The organism is Pseudarthrobacter cremeus (assembly GCF_051857465.1).
In the GTDB taxonomy this organism is placed as follows: Bacteria; Actinomycetota; Actinomycetes; order Actinomycetales; family Micrococcaceae; genus Arthrobacter.
In genome coordinates this window covers 131,735-151,454 of sequence record NZ_JBPZHC010000006.1, presented here as the reverse complement: position 1 = coordinate 151,454, position 19,720 = coordinate 131,735, and the positions used below count along the sequence as shown (strand labels likewise).

Sequence of the window (19,720 nt, the reverse complement as noted above, 5' to 3'; positions counted from 1 at the left end):
CCTTTCCGCGACATCCGTAATGCCAGACAGCCCGCCGAGCGCGGTGCTGGTTTTCGCAGCGGGCATGGGGTGAAGTTGAGGAATGACCCTTCCCGCTTACACCGTTGATATCCCGCCGAAGCCCTGGACCGGGAGGTTCGACGGTGAGGGCCGGGAGCACCGCCGCTGGTGGCAGGCGGTGTCACCCTATGTGCCTGGGTCAGTTATGCCTGGTTCACTTGTGCCTGGTTCAGATACCCCGGCCGCCGGCGCAACCCGCTCGCGTTCGGCAGTGATTCTCGGGTTTGCGAGCGATGAAGGTGTCCGGCGGAATCAGGGCCGCCCGGGTGCGGCCGGGGCCCCGGCCGCCCTCCGCGCGGCGCTGGGCCCCCTGGCATTCCATTCGGACCGCGAGGTGTTCGACGCCGGCGATGTGGAAGTCTCGGGCGGCGCCCTGGAGGACGGCCAGGCCCGTGCGGGGCAGGCCATCGCGGCAATGCTCGACGCCGGACACCTCACCGCTGTCCTGGGCGGCGGCCACGAGACCGCCTTCGCCAGCTACCTGGGCGTGGCCGGCTCCGCGGCTGTCCGCAGCGGCCAGCGGTTGGGCGTGCTGAACCTGGACGCCCATTTCGACCTCCGCGACGAACCCGAACCAAGCTCCGGGACGCCGTTCCTGCAGATGGCGCGGGCGGAAGCCGCCGCGGGGCGCGAACTCAGGTACGCCGTCGTCGGGATTTCAGAGCCCAACAACACGCGGGCCCTGTTCAGCACAGCGCACCGGCTGGGCGTGAAATACCTGCTGGATGAGGACTGCACGGCGGAGCGGGTGGAGGCCTTCGTGGCTGACTTCCTGGCCGGCGTGGATGTGCTGTATCTGACGATCGATCTTGACGTGCTGCCGGCCGCCGTTGCCCCCGGGGTCAGTGCGCCGGCAGGCTACGGGGTGCCGCTTCCGGTCATCAGCGCGGTGTGCCGCCAGGTTGCGCAGAGCGGCAAGCTGCTGCACGTGGACGTGGCCGAGCTTAACCCGCACTACGACATCGACGGCCGGACAGCGAGGGTCGCCGCCAGGCTCGTGGAGACCCTGCTGCGCTGACTTCAGGCCACCGCGCCCCTGAGCACGTAGCGCCGTTCCGGGCGCCCCACGCCGTACTTGAGGCGGACTTCGAGGACGCCCTCGTCGTGGAGGTACTCCAGGTACCGGCGGGCGCTGACCCGGGAGGTGCCCAGCTGGACCGCGACCTCAGCGGCGGAGAGGTCGCCGTCGGCCTCTTTTAATGCCGCTTCCACCAGCTTCAGGGTTTCGATGCTGCAGCCCTTCGGCAGCGGCCGTTCGGTCCGGTCCAGGCCGAACACCCGGTTCACGTCGGACTGCTCCGCCACGTCCTTGGACGAGTCGAGGCCCTGGTACGCGCTGCGGTAGTGTTCCAGCCGTTCCTGCAGGTCAGTCTGGGAGAAAGGCTTGATGAGGTAGTGCACAATCCCGCCGCGGAGGGCCTTGCGGACAGTCTCCACTTCACGCGCCGCGCTGATCACCAGGACGTCCAGTTCCGGGGCCACCTCCCGCAGTTTCTGCATGAGGTCCAGGCCGTTGATGTCCGGCAGATGGATGTCCAAAAGCACCAGGTCAGGCATCAGGCGGGCGGTTTCCGCCATGGCCTGGGCGCCCGTATGGGCGACCCCGACGACCGCGAACCCCGGCGTGCGCTGGATGAACCCCGCGTGGACCTTGGCCACCATAAAGTCGTCGTCGATGATGAGCACGTTGATCATGGCTGCGGCCTCCTTCGTTTCAGCTTCGCCGTAAAGACTGCCCCGTGGTGGTTGGCCACGGTGAGGTCGCCGCCGCCACGCCGGCAGACCACACGCGAGAGCGCCAGGCCGAAGCCACGGCCGCCGTCGGAGCCGGGCGGGGCGGTTCCGGACTGCTTGGTGGTGAAACCCTGCCGGAAGATCTCCTCCGGGCCCACGTCCGGGATTCCCGGGCCGTTGTCCCGGACGGTCACGCGCACGCCGTCGCTGTCCTCTTCAACCAGGACCCGGACCGCTGCGTCAGGGCGCCCGGAGACGGCGTCGAACGCGTTGTCCACGAGGTTTCCGGCCACAGTGGCGAGGTCACGGGAGAGGTCGTCATCCACCCGTCCAAGTCCGGACTCGGGATCAAGCTGAAGGGCCACACCGCGTTCAGCGGCGAGGCTGGCTTTGGCGATCAGGAGGGCGGCCAATGCCGGATCCTGGATCCGGCTGGTCACTTCGTCGTTGAGCCTGGTCCGGTCGACTGTGGCGCCGTTGACGAACTGCACCACCGAATCGTACTCGCCGATCTGGATCAGCCCGGAGATCACGTGCAGCTGGTTGGCGAATTCGTGGGCCTGCGCCCGCAGCGTGTCAGTGGCCGTCCGGGTGGCGCCGAGTTCGCGCTCCAGCGAGGACATCTCCGTGCGGTCGCGCAGGGTGGTGACCGCGCCGATGTCCCTGCCGCGGGAGCGGATCGGCACCCGGTTCAGCACAACAAGCCGCTCCCCCACCAGCACCAGCCGGTCCGGCTCCGACTGCTCCCGGGTCAGGACCTCCTTCAGGGCCGGGTCCACCGCGAGCGCGGCAAGGTCCTTGCCCACACAGTCAGCAGGGAGCCCGAGCAGTTCGCGGGCGCTGTCGTTGGCCACCGTGACGCGCTGGTGCGGATCCAGGGCCACCACGCCTTCCTTCAGCCCATGAAGCATGGCCTCCCTGTTCTCCACCAGGCCGGTGATTTCGCTGGGTTCCATGCCGAGCGTCTGCCGTTTGACGCGCCGGGCCAGCAGCAGTGAACCGGCCACCCCCAGCACGCTGGCAACGCCCAGGTAGGTCAGCAGGTTGGGGACGGCGTCACCCAGCCTCTCCAGAACGGACGGGTAGTTCCGGCTGATGGAGGCGATGCCGATCATCTTGCCGCTGTCATCCAGGACCGGAACGTGCGCCGAGAGGGTCTGCGAGCCCGAACCGCCGACGGTGCCGGTCCAGGCCCGGCCTTCCATGACCCGGCTGGCGCCCAGTTCGAGCGGCCGGCCCAGGAGGTTGGGGTCGGACGAGGCCACTACCGTGCGGTCGAACCGGGCGAGCGCCACCTGCGAGGAACCGGAGACGGTGCGGACCGTCTCCGCCACAGCGGCCAGCGCCGCGCTGCCCCGCGGCTCAGCAGAGGGCAGCAGGGCGCGCACGGCCGGGTTGTTGCCCAGGGTCTCGGCAGCGGATAATGCACGGCGGCCTTCGATTCGTTCAAAGGTCGCGGCCGACTGGGCCAGCGAGATTGCCACCACGGCCACCAGGACAGCCAGGACGATCAGCAATTGCAGCACCAGGTACTGCCCAGCGAGGGACATTCCTCTTCGTCGAGACACTGTGGATCTTTCCTCTGATGCGGCGGGACCTTCGCAGGGTACCGGAACTATATCCCACCTCAGGGCGCGTTTCGGGTCCGGTGGGACGCCGGAAACGTGAACGCAATGAACTTAACTTTCTCTTCGTACACAAGCGTGATGCCGGTCACGGCGGCGCCTAGCATCAGTTCACCAGTCAGTTTTGCTGAACATTTTTATCGAGAAGAGGAACACCATGCGCCACACCCGCGCATTGCGAATCGCCGCCGTTGCTGCCGGCATCGCCCTGATGTCCACCGGCTGCGGTGCCACCGGAAAGAGCTCCACCGATTCGGCAAGCACCGGTGCTGCCGCCGGTCCCGTCACGGGGCTGCAGATCATGGTTCCCAACACTCCCGGCGGCGGCTATGACACCACCGCCCGCGTTGCCGCCAAGGTCCTCGACGACGAGAAGATCGCCACAAACACCGAGGTCTTCAACCTGGCCGGCGCCGGCGGAACCGTGGGACTGGCCCGTGTGGTCAACGAAAAGGGCAACGGAGACCTTGCAATGCTCATGGGGCTGGGCGTTGTGGGTGCGAGTTACACCAACAAGTCCCAGTCCAAGCTGACCGACACCACTCCGCTGGCCAAGCTCATCGAAGAACCCGGCGCGATCATGGTCAGCAAGGACTCGCCCTACAAGACCATCAATGACCTGGTGACCGCGTGGAAGGCAAACCCCGGCTCCATCAGCGTTGGCGGCGGCTCGTCCCCCGGGGGCCCGGACCACCTGCTTCCCATGCAGCTCGCAGGGGCTGTGGGAATCGATGCCACCAAGGTGAACTTCGTATCCTACGACGGCGGCGGAGACCTCCTTCCGGCCATCCTCGGCAACAAAGTGGGCTTCGCGGCTTCCGGCGCCGGCGAATACCTCAAGCAGATCGAATCCGGAGAGGTCCGTGTCCTGGCAACCAGCGGGGAGAAGCGCCTCGACGGTGTGGACGCACCCACACTGAAGGAATCCAACATCGACCTGGTGTTCAGCAACTGGCGCGGCCTGGTGGCCCCTCCGGGAATCAACGACGCTGACAAAGCCAAGCTGATCAGCGCCGTCGAGAAGATGCACGACAGTGCCGCCTGGAAGGAAGCCCTCAAGACGCACAGCTGGACCGATGCGTTCATTACCGGCGACAAGTTCAAGACTTTCCTGACAGAGCAGGACAAGCGGGTGGCCGACGTCCTCACGAAGCTTGGCCTGGCGTGAGTTCTTCGCCAACCCTGGCCTCACGGCTCAAAGGCCGCTCCGAGCTGGGGGTTGCCCTCCTGCTCGGAGCGGTCGGGGTCGTTGTCCTGGTCGACGCCATGGGCCTGGTAACGCCGTATTCCAAATCGGACCCGGTAGGCCCTAAGACCATCCCCTACATCGTGGCCGGCCTCCTGCTCATCTGCGCCGTGCTGCTGGCCGTAAACGTCATTCGCGGCGGCCAGGGCGAGGCCGAAGGCGGCGAGGACGTGGACCTCACGCACCCTGCCGATTGGAGGACCGTCCTGCCGCTGGCCGGCGTGTTCATCGTCAACATCCTGCTGATCGACTGGGCCGGCTGGGTGATATCGGGAACCCTCCTGTTCTGGGGCAGCGTCCTGGCCCTTGGCAGCCGTCACTACATCCGCGACGGCCTCCTGTCCGTGGCCCTTTCCCTGCTCACTTTCTATGGCTTCTACCTGGGCCTTGGCATTGCACTGCCTGCCGGTCTCCTGGAAGGGATTCTCTGATGGATGTCTTTTCCTCCCTGATGGACGGTTTCGCCACCGCCCTTACTCCCATGAATTTCCTCTACGCCGTGATTGGCGTTGTGCTGGGCACCGCCGTCGGCGTGCTGCCTGGCCTGGGCCCGGCCATGACCGTTGCGCTGCTGCTCCCGGTCACGTACGCCCTGGAACCCACCAGCGCGTTCATCATGTTCGCCGGCATCTACTACGGCGGCATGTACGGCGGTTCCACCACCTCCATCCTGCTGAACACCCCGGGCGAATCGTCGTCGGTGGTGACCGCCATCGAAGGCAACAAGATGGCCAAAGCCGGACGCGCGGCCCAGGCCCTGGCGACGGCGGCGATCGGCTCGTTTGTTGCCGGCACCATCGGCACGGCCCTCCTCGCCGTCTGCGCACCGATCGTGGTGAAGTTCGCGGTCAGCCTCGGGGCACCCAGCTACCTGGCCATCATGGTCCTGGCGCTGCTGGCCGTCACCGCCGTCCTGGGATCGTCCCGGCTCCGCGGCTTCGCCTCGCTGGGCCTGGGCCTGGCGATCGGGCTAGTGGGCATGGACGCCGTTACCGGCCAGCGACGCCTTACTTTCGGCCAGCCGCTGCTGGCGGACGGCCTGGACATCGTGGTGGTAGCCGTGGCGATCTTCGCCGTGGGCGAAGCCCTCTGGGTTGCCGCCCACCTGCGCCGCACCCCGACGCACATCATTCCCGTTGGCCAGCCGTGGATGGGCAAGGAGGACTGGAAGCGGTCCTGGAAACCATGGCTCCGCGGAACGGCCTTCGGCTTCCCCTTCGGCGCCCTTCCGGCCGGCGGTGCTGAGATCCCCACGTTCCTCTCCTACGTCACGGAGAAGCGCCTCACCAAGCACCCGGAAGAGTTCGGCAAGGGTGCGATCGAGGGCGTCGCCGGACCGGAAGCAGCCAACAACGCGGCGGCAGCGGGCACGCTGACGCCCATGCTTGCCCTGGGTTTGCCAACGAACGCGACAGCTGCCGTGATGCTGGCAGCGTTTACGTCCTACGGCATCCAGCCCGGTCCGCAGCTGTTCGCAAGCGAGGGACCGCTGGTCTGGGCGCTGATCGCCAGCCTCTTCATTGGCAACTTCCTGCTGCTGATCATCAACCTGCCCCTGGCTCCGTTGTGGGCCAAGCTCCTGCAGCTGCCGCGGCCATACCTGTACGCAGGCATCCTGTTCTTCGCCACGTTGGGCGCCTACTCGGTGAACCTGCAGGCGTTTGACCTGGCAATCCTGCTGGTGATCGGTGCCCTCGGTTTCATGATGCGGCGCTTCGGGCTTCCCGTGCTGCCGCTGGTCCTCGGCGTTATCCTGGGGCCGCGCCTGGAAAAGCAGCTGCGGCAGACGCTGCAGCTGAGCGCAGGTGACCCGGCGGGCCTCTGGAGCGAGCCGATCGCCGTCGTCATCTACATCATCGTGGCGATCATCCTGCTCTGGCCACTGCTGCTGAAGCTGATCCGCCGGAACCGTCCGCCGGGCAAGCCGTTGCTTCCCGCCAATTCCGGCGCAGCCGACTACAGCGACTGAACAGCCACCACCCCAAGCACAAGACCTACAGAAGAGGAACAGCCATGACAATTGTGGTGGGATACGTCCCTACTCCCGAGGGCGAAGCGGCGCTCACACAGGCGATTTCGGAGGCCCGGAAAACCGGCACCCGGCTGCTGGTGATCAATTCCTCCAAGGGTGATGCCCTGGTGGACAACCGCTACGCGCTGGAACCTGCCATCCAGGGCATCGAGGAACGCCTTGCCACCCAGGGCATCGACCACGCGATCAAGCAGCCGGTCCGCGGCCACGATGCCGCCGCCGAGGTGCTGGACGCCGCCGAGGAGCACAACGCGGAGCTCATTGTCATTGGCCTGCGACGCCGTACCCCGGTGGGCAAACTGATCATGGGCAGCACCTCCCAGCGGATCCTGCTCGAGGCCGACTGCCCTGTCCTGGCCGTCAAAGCAGAGGCTACGGCCTGAACCGCGCCACACCGCAGGTCCGAAGCTTGTTCGCCAACCCTGCCCACTGCGGTGGGGTGCAGTGAAGAAGCTTCGGATTTGCGGTATTCTGGCGCTTTAAATGCCAGTCATCTGACATCTCTGCGGCGGAAGCGGGTATGCTTGATCGAGCCATCGGCACGAAAGACAGCCCTTGGGCACGAAACATAGAAAGTTCGGCACATGAATACAGCTACATTGGAACGCCCCCTGGCCGCCGTCGCGGCCGAAGAGGCCTCAGCTTTCCGGTCCCTCGATCTGCAGTTCTCCACTGCCGACGAGATGCACGAAGGACTGGACAACGCTGTTGCCACTCTCATCGAGACCGCCACGGAGGCATCCTGCGGCATTCTCGTCACCCGCCTGCACCCGGGCCGTTACACGGTTGCCGTGGACGAGACGGTTCCCTTTGGTGAGACCTACGAAAGCATTGCCGCCTGACCTGGCGCTTTGAGCGCAAAAAAGTCCCTGCGGTCCGGTAGCATCCGGACCGCAGGGACTTTTTTGCGCATCCCGGTCAGCTCCTGCGCACCTCTACCCCGTCAGATTTCAGGAAGGACTCCTTCTCTGACGGGCCGGCCGGCACGAGCCACAGCACGTTCCCGCTCTGCGATACCTCTTCGACAACGCCGTCTGCAATGACATGCGCGTGCTTGATGATTTCCACTTGGTCCCCGGCTTTGAGCGTTCCCCAATCAGAAATGATGGCCGAATGGGAATTGCGCCTCGACAGGACCGCCCCACGTGCTTTCATGTGAACTTCTACCCCTTTGTATACGTCCTGCGCCACAGCATCCTTGATGTGACTATTGCTACAACTTCAGTTCTACTACAATTCCGGCGGCCAAAATGTGCGTGTTGCATCATATTTCAACATTGCCGGATATTGCGGTTCGGATCGAATAATATTCCCGTTCAGGCAAGTATTCCCACCGCCGCTTCGGCCGCCGCGCGGACCTGGCCGGAGGCAACCAAACGGTCGGCTGCCTCAAGTTCGGGCGAGAGGAACCTGTCGGTTCCGGGGCCCTCGACGACGGTCCGCAGCACCTCAATAACTGCCCTTCCTGCCGGACCGGGGACCAGTCCGCCGTCGGAGAGCTGCGTGCGGATATCCAGGGCGCGTGCTGAGGTCACCAGTTCGATGGCCAGGACGCGGCGCAGGTTCTCTACGGCCTTACGCAGCTTGCGTGCCGCGTGCCAGCCCATGGAGACGTGGTCCTCCTGCATCGCCGAGCTCGGGATCGAATCCACCGATGCCGGGACAGCCAGCCTCTTATTGTCCGAAACCAGCCCGGCCTGCGTGTACTGCGCAATCATCAGGCCGGAATCCACGCCGGGATCCGCAGCCAGGAAGGCAGGCAGCCCGTGGGAGCGTGCCGGGTCGAGCATGCGGTCCGTGCGGCGCTCCGCAATGGAGCTCAGGTCCGCCACCGCGATGGCGAGGAAGTCCAAAACGTAGGCCACCGGCGCGCCGTGGAAATTCCCGTTGGAGCTCACGCGGCCATCCGCCAGGACCACAGGATTGTCGATCGCGGCAGCCAGTTCACGGGATGCCACCAAGGCGGCATAGTCCACCGTGTCCCGGGTGGCACCCGCCACCTGGGGTGCGCAGCGCAGGGAGTACGCGTCCTGGACTTTGGAATCGCCCACGCGGTGGGAGGCCACAATGGGCGAATTGGACAGCACGCGCAGCATATTGTCAGCGCTGGCTGCCTGGCCGGGGTGCGGACGCAGCGCCGCGTGCAGCTCAGGCAAGAACACCTGGTCGGTCCCCAGCAGGGCCTCAACGCTCAGCGCGGCGGTGATGTCCGCCGTCGTCACCAGCTGGCGAAGGTCCGCGATGGCCATCAGGAGCATTCCCAGCATGCCCTCGGTACCGTTGACCAGCGCCAGTCCCTCCTTCTCGGCAAGGGTGACGGGCTCGATGCCGTGCCCGGCAAGCAGTACGGCGACAGGCTCCTCGCCCCGCCCGCCATACGTCACGCCGTCGGGCCCCGCGGCTTCACCCTCCCCCATCAGCACGAGGGCGCAGTGCGAGAGAGGCGCGAGGTCGCCGGAGCAGCCGAGCGACCCGAATTCGCGGACCACGGGGGTGATGCCTGCGTTGAGCACGTCCACCATGGTCTGCAGCACCACGGGGCGGACGCCGGTGCGGCCTGAGGCGAGGGTCTTGGCGCGCAGGAACATGATGCCGCGGACCACCTCGCGTTCCACGGCCGGTCCCATGCCGGCGGCGTGGCTGCGGATCAGCGACTTCTGCAGCTGCGTGCGGAGTTCGGCGGGGATATGCCGGTTCGCCAATGCACCGAAGCCGGTGGAGATGCCGTAGGCCGGAGCCGCGCTGTGGGCAAGGTCATCGATATGCGCGCGGACCTTGGCCACCGTGTCCAGGGCGTCCTGGGAAATGGTCACCTTGGCGTTGTGGCGGGCGACGGCGACGACGTCCTCCGGGGTGACGCCGCTGGAGCCGAGGGTGACGTTGAGCGGTTCGTGGGTTGGGCCCACGCGGACAGGGTTCCCTGGCCGGGCTTGCGAGGTCAGGGAGTTCGTGGGGAGGGTCATGGTTACTTGCCTTCGTTCATGGGGATGCGGACGCCGCGTTCCTTGGCGACTTCGACGGCGCGGTCGTAGCCGGCGTCGACGTGGCGGATGACGCCCATGCCGGGGTCGTTGGTGAGGAGGCGTTCGAGTTTCTGCGCAGCGAGGTCGGTGCCGTCTGCGACGGATACCTGGCCGGCGTGGATGGAGCGGCCGATGCCGACGCCGCCGCCGTGGTGGATGGAGACCCAGGTGGCGCCCGATGCGGTGTTGAGCAGGGCGTTGAGCAGGGGCCAGTCGGCGATGGCGTCGGAGCCGTCGGCCATGGCTTCGGTTTCGCGGTACGGGGAGGCGACGGAGCCGGAGTCGAGGTGGTCGCGGCCGATCACGATGGGTGCCTTGACCTTGCCCTCCTTGACCAGCTGGTTGAACAGCAGCCCGGCCTTGGCGCGGTCGCCATAGCCCAGCCAGCAGATGCGCGCCGGCAGGCCTTCGAACTCGACACGTTCCTGCGCGGCGTCGATCCAGCGGTGCAGGTGCTTGTTCTCGGGGAACAATTCCTTGATCGCCGCGTCCGTCACGGCGATGTCCTCCGGGTCGCCGGAGAGCGCCACCCAGCGGAACGGGCCCATGCCCTCGCAGAACAGCGGCCGGATGTAGGCCGGGACGAAGCCGGGGAATTCGAAGGCGCGGTTGTAGCCGCCCTTGCGGGCCTCGTCGCGGATGGAGTTGCCGTAGTCGAACACCTCGGCGCCGGCGTCCTGGAATTCCACCATGGCCTGGACGTGCCTGGCCATCGAGGCCTGTGCCTTCTTGGTGAAGCCCTCCGGATCGGCGGCGGCTTCGCGGTGCCATTCCTCCACCGTGATGCCCTCGGGCAAGTAGCTCAGCGGATCGTGCGCGGAGGTCTGGTCCGTGACGATGTCCACAGTGAGTTCGCCGGCATTGTGGCGGCGCAGGATCTCCGGGAAGACGGTGGCGGCGTTGCCGACGTAGCCGACGGACCAGCCGCGGCGCTCCTCCTTGGCCTTGAGCACCTTGGCGATGGCGGCGTCGAGGTCGCTTTCCACCTCGTCGAGGTAGCGCTTGCCGGCACGGCGGCGCAGGCGGGTCTCGTCGACGTCGACGATCAGGCAGGCGCCCTCGTTCAGGGTGACGGCGAGCGGCTGGGCGCCGCCCATGCCGCCGCAGCCGCCGGTGAGGGTCAGGGTGCCGGCAAGGGTGCCGTTCTCGTCCCCGGTGAGCTTCCGGGCGATCGCGGCGAAGGTTTCGAAGGTGCCCTGCAGGATGCCCTGGGTGCCGATGTAGATCCAGGACCCGGCGGTCATCTGGCCGTACATCATCAGGCCCTCGGCCTCGAGGCGGCGGAATTCGGGCCAGTTGGCCCAGTCGCCGACGAGGTTGGAGTTGGCGAGCAGGACGCGCGGCGCCCATTCGTTGGTGCGGAAGACACCGACGGGCTTGCCGGACTGGACCAGGAGGGTTTCGTCCTTCTCCATGGTCTCCAAGGTGCGGGTGATCGCGTCGAACGCTGCCCAGGACCGGACGGCGCGGCCGGTGCCGCCGTAGACCACCAGATCATCGGGGCGTTCGGCCACCTCGGGGTCCAGGTTGTTCATGAGCATGCGCAGCGGCGCCTCGGTCTGCCAGCTCTTGGCAGTGAGCGTGGTGCCCCGGGCTGCTTTGACCGGGCGGGCACCGGTGGTGAAATCGGCGGGTGCCATGGTGGCTCCTTCTCGTGTTGTGTTGGGAAGAGGTTCTGTATCTACTAAAGCCGCTTCCCAGCAGTGGAAACAGGCCTTTCAAGGGGGTGCTGTCCGGGATTCCAGACCGGCCGGGCTCTCGTGGGCAGTGCTATTTCGCCAGGCTATTTGGCCGGGCTATTTGGCCGGGCGGCCGTGGATGCGGACCGACAGCTCGTCCGCTGCCTTCTGCACACGGGCCGCGAGCGCCGGCCATTGGTCCGCCGGTAGTTTGTCCTCCAGGAAGGTGACGGCGACTGCCGCCGTCGGCCATCCCACGTGGTCCGTGACGGCGGCCGCGATGGAACCGAAGCCGGGGGTCACTTCGCCGTGCTCGGTGGCGTAACCCCGCTGCCTGACCTGATCGAGGTGCGAAGACAGCGCCGAGTACTTCATGATGGCGCCTTCCACCTCGTGCCGGGCAGTGAACGCCGCCGCATTCGGATAGAGCGCGCGGACCTGGGACTTCGGCAGTGCGGCAAGAATTGCCCTGCCGCTGGCGGTGAGGTGGCTCGGAAGGCGGACGCCGACGTCGGTCACCAGGGAAGGACGGTTTTTAGCCCGTTCCTCCACGATGTAGAGGACGTCGCGGCCATGAAGCACCGCGAGGTGCGCACTCTCACCAATCACATCCACCAGCGATGCCAGCAGCGGCCTGCCCAGACGCGATAGTGGTTCCTGCCGCGAATAGGCCGAGCTGAGTTCGAACGCGCTGATGCCGAGCCCGTAACGCTGCTCCTCATGGAGGTGCAGGACAAAACCGTTCGCCTCCATGACACCCAGCAGGTGGTAGACGCTGGAGCGGGGAAGGCCCAGTGATGTGGCAATGCTCGACGCCGCCATCGGCCCCCGCTTCGAGGCCAGCAGTTTGAGGATGCGCAGCGTGTTCTCGGCAGCAGGGACCTTTGAAGTCGCCTTTGATTCACGGCCCTGGGGCCTGGCCTCCGTGTCAATCACCCTTCCGCCTCCTCCGGTTCCTTGTGTGGGATTCTCCGCTGTCCGGGATCCCGTACTTAACCTTGCGCCGTTCCTACACGCCCTCAGGGCCATCAGACCACTTCAATGTCTGAAATACCAGACATGGCTGGCCGTCCAGTCCCTACTGCGGGATGTCCTAGGCTGGACCCCATGGTCTCAACCGCCGATATCCTCGCAGCGTACGATTCCCAACTGCGCCGGCTGGTGCCCCCGGCGGTTCCGGCTGGCCACGAGTATCAACTGCTGGGTCAACTGCTTCGGGTGACCGGACAGCGGCGCGGATTCATCGAATCGGTTCGTGATCTTGGCGTTGAAGGCAAAATGCTCGACAGGTTGATTGTGGAACAGCGTGACTACTTTGCAGCCCGCGGAGAAGCCGTGGAGTGGAAAACCCGGGCACATGACCTCCCGACAGACCTTGAGGTGCGCCTTCTCGCTGCAGGATTTGTACCGGAAGACCGCGAGACGGTTCTGGTGGGCGAGTCGGCCCCGATGGCCGTTGAATCCGTGGTCCCGAATGGGGTGCAGCTGAGCCAGGTGTCCGAACGGCGCGACCTTGAACGGATCGCCGCCATGAAGTCCGCGGTGTGGGGCGCCGACTACGGCTGGGTGGTTGAGGACCTGGATGGCCGTCTGGGGTCTGACCCGGAAAACCTGGTGGTCTTTATGGCCGAGGCTGCAGGGGTTGTGGTGTCGGCAGCCTGGCTGGAGATTAATCCCGGCACGGACTTCGGCGGCCTTTGGGGTGGCTCGACTTTGGCGGAATGGCGTGGTCGCGGGATCTACAAGGCGTTGGTGGCCACCCGCGCCCGGGTGGCCGCCGCCCGCGGGGTGAAATACCTGCAGGTGGATGCCTCTGCCGCCAGCGAGCCGATCCTGCGAAGGTTGGGATTCACCGCAATCACGACCACCACACCGTATGTGTGGACCCAGCCCGCCGGCGGCGATTCCGGCGCCGTTCGATAGAGTGCCCGCCATGGACGAAAAAGAAACACTGCACCGTTATCTGCGGGTCAGGCGGGATAACCTCCTGGGCAAGCTGGACGACCTGAACGAGTACGAGGTCCGCCGTCCGCTCACTCCTACAGGCACCAATCTGCTGGGGCTGGTCAAGCACCTGGCCAGTGTGGAGCTTGGCTACTTTGGTGAGGTCTTCGGCCGTCCCAGCGGTGTACACCTGCCTTGGTACGACGACGATGCCGCACCCGACGCCGACCTCTGGGTCACCGCCGATGAAACCCGTGAGTACATCGTCGGGTTGCACCTGTCAGCCGCGGCGCACAGCGACGCAACCATCGATGCCCTGCCATTGGATGCGGCGGGTGTGGTGCCGTGGTGGTCCGAGGACCGGCGGGACGTCACCCTGCACCAGATTTTGGTTCACATGGTTGCTGAAAGGGCACATCACCTGGGCCATGCGGACATCCTGCACGAACTCATCGATGGAACGGCCGGCCAGCGGCCCGGCGATCCGAACCTGACGCCGCGCGGCCCCGAAGAATGGTCGGCGCACCGCGCCACCATTGAGGCGGCGGCGCGGGCTGCTTTCGATGCGACGCAGAAGGCTCAAGGCCGGGATAACCCCTAAACCCGGGCGGGTTGCTCGCCCTGGGCAAAGCTCGGCCCCGATTCCTCTTGCCCCGTAAAGACCCGTTCAGGTTCTTTAGACGTGCTGCGGCCCGGCTCCTGATTTCATAGCTGGCCCTGCATTTCGTCCGGTAGTTGTGGTGGTTCCCAGTCGGGGTATTCACTGGCGTAATGTCTGCCTGTCGGTGAGGTCCAGCCCGGCGGATGGTCTTTGGTGGCCGGGCCGGGTTCCCAGCCGCCGGTATGCCGCAGTTTGTGGTGTTTCGGGCAGGGCTGGGCCAGGTTGCTGATGCCGGTGGTGCCGCCCTTACCCCAGGCGAGGAGGTGGTCCGCTTCGTTGTCCAGGGACTGGTTGTGGCAGCCCGGGAACGGGCACTTCCCGTCCCGCAGCCGCAGCCATTGGCGTTGGGCTTTGGTGACCGGGTAGCTGGTCCGGCCGATCTCCAGCGGTGCACCGTCCCTGGGGTCGATCAGGACCCGGTGGAAGGACGTGGCGCCGTCCGCGATGAGCCTGCGTGCCATGGTGACCGGGATCGGCCCGTACCCATCCAGCATCGCCGGCTCATCCGTGGCGCCGAGCAGGGACATGATAGGCACGGTGAGCAGGACCTGCGCCCGCGGTGACGGAACCCGCCCCGCGGCACTTCCGTCCTTGCCGCTACCCGTGTCCGCCGTCGGCCCGGTGCCTCCGTCAGCCAGAACCGCGGTGCCGCTGGCTTCCATATTGGACTCAATGTCGCCGCCGAGGAGCAGGTTGGCGGCGATGTCGGCCCGCCTCTGGGTCATGGTGCGGTCCTCGTCCGGGCCCTGCAAGGCTCTGGCGGCGGCGGTGGTGCGGTTCCAGATCCCGGCGGCCTGGTCAGCGGGCAGGTACGCCGAAAGCCAGGCCATCCCGTCCCGGTCCGGCCGGTATTCCAGCCGCCGGTCGGCCACCGACCTGGCGTGGCGTTTTTCGATGCTGACCGGGTGGTGCCGTTCCCGCCAGATCCGGGCTTTGTGCCGGAACCTGGACGCAACCAGTTCCCCGGCCGGGCAGCCCCGGTTGGGGTTCTCCACCCCGGGGTCCAGGAAATGCGCCTCCAACGCCTGGACAGCAGCAGCATCCAGATTGGTGGTCTCGTCCACCATCACCCGGGCATGCTGCCACGAAATTGCCCCGGCCGTCAGCGCCGCGAGGGTCAACGGCAAAGCAGTGGTTAGGGCGTGGGATTCGGCCAGCAGTGTGGAGGCGGTCCGCTCACCGACCGCCAAAGCACAGGCGACCTCCGCGACCAACGCCATCTCCTGAGCAGTGGCTTCCTGCGCCGACTGCGCCGGTGGGTCCAACGCCCCGGAGACCTCGACCAATTCCGCAATAACGCGGACCTTCTCCGCCGCGGTCCGGGCCTCAAGCCTGGCAATCTCCGCCAGCCGGTCCAGGCACTGATCCTTCCGCCGGCGCAAAGGATCCGACGGGAAAAGCGCCTCGTCCTGAAAATCGGCGTCGCCGGCGCCGCCCTCAAGACTGGCAGTGGCAAATGCAGGCGCCGAGCCAAGGACAGGAGCAGAGGCAACGGCACCGCCAGCGGCAACGACACGGCCAGCAGCGGACGCCGTGATGCGCTCCAACACCTCATCCGCCGTCGTGCTTTCCATACCCCCATCATCCTGCGCGGCACCGACAAAAACAGCGCAGAAAAAGGCCTATGTGGATAACCCTGGAGCCGGTTCAATCGCCCCAGGATGTTCTGCCCAGTCATAAACCTCAGATGCTGACAACCACCTTGCCGCGGACCCCGCCCTGGCGAAGATGAGAAACAGCAGCGGGGGCTTCCGCGAGAGGAAACACCCTGTCCACTGCGGGTTTCACGCTGCCGGCTTCGATCAGCGCGGTCAGGGCCTCGAGATCGCAGTGGGATTCCTTCGCGACAAGTCCCTTGAACTTCTGTCCTGAGAACAGCGAAACGAACGGCGCACCGAGGGACCGCTGAAACCCGCCGGTCAGCTTCCCTCCACCCTCGCCGCCGACGATCACCAACACTCCCTTTGGTGCGAGCGCGCGCCGCAGTAGGGACAACGGCCTGTTGCCGGCCGTGTCGATGATGACGTCGTAGAGCACTCCCGCCTGGGAAAAATCGTCTTGGGTGTAATCGATAACGTGGTCGGCGCCGAGTGACCGGACCAGGTCCGCCTTGCCGGCACTGCAGACTCCGGTAACCTCGGCCCCGAACGCCTTCGCTACCTGAACCGTGAAGGTGCCTACTCCCCCACCCGCCCCGATGACCAGGACCTTCTGGCCAGCAGAGACCCGCCCGGCATCCCGGACTGCCTGCAGTGCTGTGACAGCAGAGATGGGCGCCGCTGCCGCCTCCCCAAAAGTCAGGTTCAGCGGCTTACGGGCCAGCAGTGCTTCCTTGGCGCAGACGAATTCGGCGAAAGACCCTTCGCAGGTGCCGAACACCTCGTCGCCGGGCCGGAACCGGGTCACGCCGGCCCCTACGGCTTCCACGACGCCGGCCACCTCCCGGCCACGGACGGGCACCTTCGGCTCCGTCAATCCATAGCCGAAGAGGCGGATCAGGTACGGCAACCCCGTCATGAGGTGCCAGACTCCTTGGTCGACGCCGGCGGCGCGAACCCGGATGAGCACCTCGCCGTTGCCCGGCGCCGGCCGGGCAATCTCCCGCAACCTAAGCACGTCCGCATTCCCGTAGACATCCTGCACGATAGCTTTCATGATGCATCTCCTTCTTGATCCGGGTACTGGAAAACGTCCTCCAGCGGAACGCTGAGCACGTGGGCGATCTGAAAGGCCATCTCCAGCGACGGCGAGTAACGCCCCTGCTCGATGGCAATGACGGTCTGGCGCGTGACGCCCACGCGCTCCGCAAGGTCTGCCTGGGTCATCTCGCCCCGCTCGAAGCGCAACCGACGGATGGAGTTGGTCACCCGCGTAGGTTTCACCACGGCTGGAACCCCCGGCGGTAGGCAACAATCTTCGCGATTGACCCCAGGACCGCAGACAGCACAAAGGCCAGATAGATGACGTTGGCGATCCAGAAATGGTCCGTCTCCGTCATGGCCATCAACAGCGCGGCAACTCCCCCGATCACCAGAAACGACTGACCGATGTACTCACCGAACCTGTAGATCTCCCGGTCCCGCTGGTCTTTCTTCCCGGCGTCCCTGGGCGAGAGAATTCCGAACACAGCGTGCAGCGCAATGGACGCGGCAATGGAAGCCCCCACTGTCCACAGCAACGGGGCGATATACGGGACATCAGTAAGGGGCATGCCGCCGGCCATGCCCAGGACGATGGCAAGATACACGCCGTAGGAACCTATGGCGACCACGCCCATGATCCAGGCGCTCTTCTCTTCGAAGGACATTTCATCTCCCGGCGCAACTTAAGATGTAAAACAAACCTGACATCTCCAATGTGAAGAAAACCAGACATTGTGTCAAGAGTTTTAGACTCCTCAACGGAAGCGGGTTCTCCAGTCTGAGATCAAAGACACCAAGCGCCCGTGAGGCTCATCACGTCGGGCGCCGGAATGGTCTGCTGGTTAGCGACCCCCCTCCCAATGACGAGAAGGTATGTGAATGCAGCCAGCACTGAAGGCCACGAGTGACGATACAAAGCCAACCGAAAAACGGAGGCCGGGTGCCGCCGTCGAAAGTGTCCTGAACCGGGGACTGAACGTCCGGCACATCCGCTTCATGGCGCTCGGCTCGGCCATTGGAACCGGGCTGTTCTACGGTTCCGCGTCCGCCATCCAGAAGGCCGGCCCGGCAGTCCTGATCGCCTACATCATCGGCGGCGCTGCGGTGTTCATGGTGATGCGGGCACTTGGTGAAATGGCCGTCCGCCACCCGGTTTCGGGCTCGTTCGGCCAGTACGCCAGCCGCTACCTCGGTCCGCTGGCGGGATTTGTGACCGGCTGGACCTACGTTTTTGAGATGGCGATTGTGGCCATAGCCGATGTCACCGCGTTCAGCATCTACATGGGCTTCTGGTTCCCCCAGGTGGACCGCTGGATCTGGATCCTGGCCATCATCTGCTTCCTCGCCGCCCTCAACCTGCTCAGCGTCAAGGTGTTCGGCGAGCTTGAATTCTGGTTCTCGCTGATCAAGGTCGTCGCCATCATTGCCATGATCGTGGGCGGCGCAGCCATCATTGCGTTCGGTTTCCAGGCGGGCGGGTCAACGGTGGCGCCTGGCCTGGGTAATCTCGTGGAGCATGGCGGGATCTTCCCCAACGGCTTCGAGGGGCTTCTGGCATCGTTCGCCGTCGTGATGTTCGCCTTCGGCGGGATCGAGACACTCGGCATCACTGCCGGCGAAGCAGCGGATCCAAAGACAGTCATCCCCAAGGCCGTCAACACGGTCCCGGTCCGGGTCCTGCTGTTCTATGTCCTGACCCTTGGCGTCCTCATGAGCCTTTTCCCCTGGACCGAAATCGGCACCAACGGCAGCCCGTTCGTCCAGATCTTCAGTGGCCTGGGCATCCCGGCGGCACCCCACATCCTGAACGCCGTGGTCATCACTGCCGCCCTGTCCGCCATCAACAGCGACATTTTCGGCGCAGGCCGCATCCTGTTTGGCCTGTCCAACCAGGGCCACGCTCCCGCAGTGTTCGGCAAGGTCTCGCGCCACGGCGTTCCGTGGATGACGGTGGTGATGATGGCCGGGATCCTGTTGGTGGGCGTTGTCCTGAACGCAGTCATCCCCGAGGACGTCTTCATCCTGATCGCCTCGATTGCCACGTTCGCCACCGTCTGGGTGTGGGTGATGATCCTGGCCTCCCACGTTGCCATGAAACGTGAGATCGCCCGTAACGGCCTGCCGGCGTCGGAATTCCCGTCGCCCTGGTGGCCGGCGGCATCAGTGCTGACCATCGCGTTCATGGCGCTGGTGATCGCCGTCCTCGGCGCCTTCGAGGACACCCGCGTGGCGCTGTACGTGGGAGCGGTGTGGCTGGGACTGCTGGTCCTGGCGTACCGGGTATGGGTCAAAGGGAACGGACGACGGCGGGCCGAACTGGTGGACGAGACCCCGACAATGCCGGTGGTCACCACCGCGGTTTCCGCCGGCAGCTGAGCATCGACCCCCGGCGGCGGCCGAGGTTATCATCAGGCATGGTTCCGTTCACCAATGTCCTGGCGTTTGCCTTGGCCTCGCTGGTGCTCATCGCCATCCCCGGCCCCAGCGTACTGTTTGTCATCGGCCGTTCCCTCGCCCTCGGACGCAAAGGCGGCCTCCTGAGCGTGTTGGGTAACGCCCTGGGCATGGTTCCGCAGGTCATCGCCGTAGCCTTGGGAGTCGGCGCAGCACTGGCAGAATCGATGGTGCTGTTCACGGCCATCAAATTCGCCGGTGCGGCCTACCTTGTGTACCTCGGAGTTCAGGCGATCCGGCACCGGAGCGGACGTACGACGGCGGGCGCCCCGCCGCCGTCGTCCTCCACCTGGCGCATGCTTCGCGAGGGATTCCTGGTGGGTGCCACGAACCCCAAGTCGATCGTGTTCTTCGTGGCGGTCCTGCCGCAGTTCGTTGACTACCCGTCCGGCAGCATTCCCCTGCAGCTGGCGTCCCTGGGCGCGGTTTTCCTGGTCATAGCGCTCGTCTCGGACAGCATCTGGGCCCTGGCCGCCGGCACCGCCCGGCACTGGTTTGCCCGTTCCCCGAGGCGCATCTCGACGCTCAGCGCCGCCGGCGGGGTCATGATGATCGGCCTCGGCGGAACGCTGGCGCTGACCGGCAGCAGGTCCTGACCGGCCCACGCCCCCGCACATTAA

20 protein-coding genes are annotated in these 19,720 nt (G+C 65.7%); 10 read left to right on the top strand and 10 right to left on the bottom strand.

Annotated elements, in window-relative coordinates:
- The first annotated feature begins 82 nt into the window (after positions 1 to 82).
- Positions 83 to 1,078, top strand: a complete 996-nt coding sequence (gene hutG / locus ACS5PJ_RS12845) for a formimidoylglutamase (RefSeq protein WP_439435269.1) — start codon at positions 83 to 85, stop codon at positions 1,076 to 1,078.
- Positions 1,079 to 1,080: 2 nt separating this feature from the next.
- Here the strand turns inward: hutG and ACS5PJ_RS12840 are convergent, their stop codons facing one another.
- Together ACS5PJ_RS12840 and ACS5PJ_RS12835 are read right to left on the bottom strand one after the other, a co-directional pair.
- Positions 1,081 to 1,755 carry a response regulator gene (locus ACS5PJ_RS12840; RefSeq protein WP_439435268.1) on the bottom strand — a complete coding sequence of 225 codons (675 nt, stop codon included), beginning with the start codon at positions 1,753 to 1,755 and terminating at the stop codon, positions 1,081 to 1,083.
- The gene (locus ACS5PJ_RS12835; RefSeq protein WP_439435267.1) at positions 1,752 to 3,344 is read right to left on the bottom strand and encodes a sensor histidine kinase; all 1,593 of its coding nucleotides are present in this window, start codon (positions 3,342 to 3,344) and stop codon (positions 1,752 to 1,754) included. The genes ACS5PJ_RS12840 and ACS5PJ_RS12835 overlap by 4 nt, the downstream gene beginning before the upstream one ends.
- A gap of 232 nt (positions 3,345 to 3,576) precedes the next feature.
- On the opposite strand from ACS5PJ_RS12835, the gene ACS5PJ_RS12830 reads away from it, so the two are divergent.
- From ACS5PJ_RS12830 to ACS5PJ_RS12810, 5 genes are all read left to right on the top strand, one after another.
- Positions 3,577 to 4,587, top strand: coding sequence for a Bug family tripartite tricarboxylate transporter substrate binding protein (locus tag ACS5PJ_RS12830; RefSeq protein WP_439435266.1), 1,011 nt, complete (start codon positions 3,577 to 3,579; stop codon positions 4,585 to 4,587).
- A complete protein-coding gene (locus ACS5PJ_RS12825) occupies positions 4,584 to 5,096 on the top strand; it encodes a tripartite tricarboxylate transporter TctB family protein (protein ID WP_439435265.1) in 513 nt (170 codons plus the stop codon). The genes ACS5PJ_RS12830 and ACS5PJ_RS12825 overlap by 4 nt, the downstream gene beginning before the upstream one ends.
- A complete protein-coding gene (locus ACS5PJ_RS12820; protein WP_439435264.1) occupies positions 5,096 to 6,634 on the top strand; it encodes a tripartite tricarboxylate transporter permease in 1,539 nt (512 codons plus the stop codon). The genes ACS5PJ_RS12825 and ACS5PJ_RS12820 overlap by 1 nt, the downstream gene beginning before the upstream one ends.
- A gap of 44 nt (positions 6,635 to 6,678) precedes the next feature.
- Complete coding sequence (locus ACS5PJ_RS12815) at positions 6,679 to 7,080, top strand: universal stress protein (protein WP_439435263.1); 402 nt, start codon at positions 6,679 to 6,681, stop codon at positions 7,078 to 7,080.
- Positions 7,081 to 7,281: 201 nt separating this feature from the next.
- Positions 7,282 to 7,539: a hypothetical protein gene (locus ACS5PJ_RS12810; protein WP_439435262.1), complete on the top strand. Its 258-nt coding sequence runs from the start codon at positions 7,282 to 7,284 to the stop codon at positions 7,537 to 7,539.
- 76 nt (positions 7,540 to 7,615) lie between these two features.
- On the opposite strand, the gene ACS5PJ_RS12805 is transcribed toward ACS5PJ_RS12810, so the two are convergent.
- The 4 genes from ACS5PJ_RS12805 to ACS5PJ_RS12790 all read right to left on the bottom strand — a co-directional run bounded on the left by ACS5PJ_RS12805 (position 7,616) and on the right by ACS5PJ_RS12790 (position 12,335).
- Entirely contained in the window at positions 7,616 to 7,852 is a 237-nt protein-coding gene (locus tag ACS5PJ_RS12805; RefSeq protein ID WP_439435261.1) for a hypothetical protein, read from the bottom strand.
- Positions 7,853 to 8,013: 161 nt separating this feature from the next.
- On the bottom strand, positions 8,014 to 9,660 hold the full coding sequence (gene hutH, locus ACS5PJ_RS12800) for a histidine ammonia-lyase (protein WP_439435260.1): 1,647 nt from the start codon (positions 9,658 to 9,660) through the stop codon (positions 8,014 to 8,016).
- A gap of 2 nt (positions 9,661 to 9,662) precedes the next feature.
- Positions 9,663 to 11,360 carry a urocanate hydratase gene (hutU, locus tag ACS5PJ_RS12795; RefSeq protein ID WP_439435259.1) on the bottom strand — a complete coding sequence of 566 codons (1,698 nt, stop codon included), beginning with the start codon at positions 11,358 to 11,360 and terminating at the stop codon, positions 9,663 to 9,665.
- 156 nt (positions 11,361 to 11,516) lie between these two features.
- Positions 11,517 to 12,335 carry an IclR family transcriptional regulator gene (locus ACS5PJ_RS12790; RefSeq protein WP_439435258.1) on the bottom strand — a complete coding sequence of 273 codons (819 nt, stop codon included), beginning with the start codon at positions 12,333 to 12,335 and terminating at the stop codon, positions 11,517 to 11,519.
- A 171-nt stretch (positions 12,336 to 12,506) separates the two neighbouring features.
- On the opposite strand from ACS5PJ_RS12790, the gene ACS5PJ_RS12785 reads away from it, so the two are divergent.
- Together ACS5PJ_RS12785 and ACS5PJ_RS12780 are read left to right on the top strand one after the other, a co-directional pair.
- Entirely contained in the window at positions 12,507 to 13,322 is an 816-nt protein-coding gene (locus ACS5PJ_RS12785) for a GNAT family N-acetyltransferase (RefSeq protein ID WP_439435257.1), read from the top strand.
- 10 nt (positions 13,323 to 13,332) lie between these two features.
- Positions 13,333 to 13,944, top strand: coding sequence for a DinB family protein (locus tag ACS5PJ_RS12780; protein WP_439435256.1), 612 nt, complete (start codon positions 13,333 to 13,335; stop codon positions 13,942 to 13,944).
- Between the two features lie 104 nt (positions 13,945 to 14,048).
- Here ACS5PJ_RS12780 and ACS5PJ_RS12775 read toward each other — a convergent pair whose 3' ends face one another.
- The 4 genes from ACS5PJ_RS12775 to ACS5PJ_RS12760 all read right to left on the bottom strand — a co-directional run bounded on the left by ACS5PJ_RS12775 (position 14,049) and on the right by ACS5PJ_RS12760 (position 17,311).
- Positions 14,049 to 15,578 (bottom strand): HNH endonuclease signature motif containing protein, encoded by a 1,530-nt coding sequence (locus ACS5PJ_RS12775; protein WP_439435255.1) that lies wholly within the window; start codon positions 15,576 to 15,578, stop codon positions 14,049 to 14,051.
- 109 nt (positions 15,579 to 15,687) lie between these two features.
- Positions 15,688 to 16,659, bottom strand: coding sequence for an NAD(P)-dependent alcohol dehydrogenase (locus ACS5PJ_RS12770; protein WP_439435254.1), 972 nt, complete (start codon positions 16,657 to 16,659; stop codon positions 15,688 to 15,690).
- A complete protein-coding gene (locus ACS5PJ_RS12765) occupies positions 16,656 to 16,889 on the bottom strand; it encodes a helix-turn-helix transcriptional regulator (RefSeq protein ID WP_439435253.1) in 234 nt (77 codons plus the stop codon). Before ACS5PJ_RS12765 ends, ACS5PJ_RS12770 begins: the two co-directional genes overlap by 4 nt.
- Positions 16,883 to 17,311, bottom strand: a complete 429-nt coding sequence (locus tag ACS5PJ_RS12760) for a hypothetical protein (protein WP_439435252.1) — start codon at positions 17,309 to 17,311, stop codon at positions 16,883 to 16,885. Before ACS5PJ_RS12760 ends, ACS5PJ_RS12765 begins: the two co-directional genes overlap by 7 nt.
- Positions 17,312 to 17,525: 214 nt before the next feature.
- On the opposite strand from ACS5PJ_RS12760, the gene ACS5PJ_RS12755 reads away from it, so the two are divergent.
- Together ACS5PJ_RS12755 and ACS5PJ_RS12750 are read left to right on the top strand one after the other, a co-directional pair.
- Positions 17,526 to 19,022, top strand: a complete 1,497-nt coding sequence (locus ACS5PJ_RS12755; protein ID WP_439435251.1) for an amino acid permease — start codon at positions 17,526 to 17,528, stop codon at positions 19,020 to 19,022.
- A gap of 38 nt (positions 19,023 to 19,060) precedes the next feature.
- Positions 19,061 to 19,696, top strand: coding sequence for a LysE family translocator (locus ACS5PJ_RS12750; RefSeq protein ID WP_439435250.1), 636 nt, complete (start codon positions 19,061 to 19,063; stop codon positions 19,694 to 19,696).
- The last annotated feature ends 24 nt before the right edge of the window (positions 19,697 to 19,720 follow it).